Origin of the sequence: Staphylococcus rostri (genome assembly GCF_002902145.1) — a bacterium.
GTDB lineage: Bacteria > Bacillota > Bacilli > Staphylococcales > Staphylococcaceae > Staphylococcus > Staphylococcus rostri.
Map to the genome: position 1 here is coordinate 1 of NZ_PPRF01000108.1, position 935 is coordinate 935.

The 935-nt window shown below is 44.9% G+C and carries 1 protein-coding gene; it reads right to left on the reverse strand.

The features are described from left to right. A partial coding sequence (locus CD122_RS12035; protein WP_420852957.1) for a GA-like domain-containing protein occupies nucleotides 1–935 on the reverse strand: 935 nt, incomplete at both ends.

Here is a 935-nt window from a genome sequence, read left to right on the forward strand (position 1 = left end):
TCTTCTACAGCTTTTTCCGCATCTGCTCGTTGGGCATCAACATCATCAGCTACGTCATTTGAATCCGCATCGTTCACTTCTGGAATTTCGATGCCTGTTAGTTTGTCTAACTCAGCAGGTAAATCGCCTTTTTGGTCTTCTGGAAGTGCGTTAACTTTTTCTGTCGCTGTAGATTTTTTGTCAGCTGCTTCTTGAGCTGCTGTCTCTAACTCGGCTTTTTCGGCTGGTGTGATTAAGCCGTCTTCTTCCGCTTTCACTAATGCGTCTTTCGCTGCTTGATCCGCTTGTTTTGCTTCCTCTACAGCCTTTTCTGCTTCTTCACGTTGGGCATCAACATCGTCAGCTACACCGTTTGAATCCGCATCGTTCACTTCTGGAATTTCAATGCCTGTTAACTTATCTAACTCGGCTGGCAAGTCGCCACGCTGATCTTCTGGAAGTGTATTAACTTTGTCAGTAGCCTCATCTTTCTTAGCTTGTGCCTCTTCTTGAAGTTTTTCTAACTCAGCTTTTTCGGCTGGTGTAATTAATCCATCTTCATTTGCTTTCGCTAATGCATCCTTAGCTGCTTGATCAGCTGCTTTCGCTTCTTCTACAGCTTTTTCTGCTTCTTCTCGTTGCGCATCTACATCGTCAGCTACTCCATTTGAATCTGCGTCGTTCGCTTCTGGAATTTCAATACCAGTCAACTTATCAAGCTCTGATGGTAAATCGCCTTTTTGATTTTCTGGAAGTGCGTTGACTTTTTCTTCCGCTGCCGCTTTTTTATCAGCTACTTCTTTCGCGGCTGCCTCTAACTCAGCTTTTTCCGCTGGCGTGATTAAGCCATCTTCATTCGCTTTCGCTAATGCATCCTTAGCTGCTTGGTCTGCTTGTTTCGCTTCCTCTACAGCTTTTTCTGCGTCCGCACGTTGTGCATCAATATCGTCAGCTAC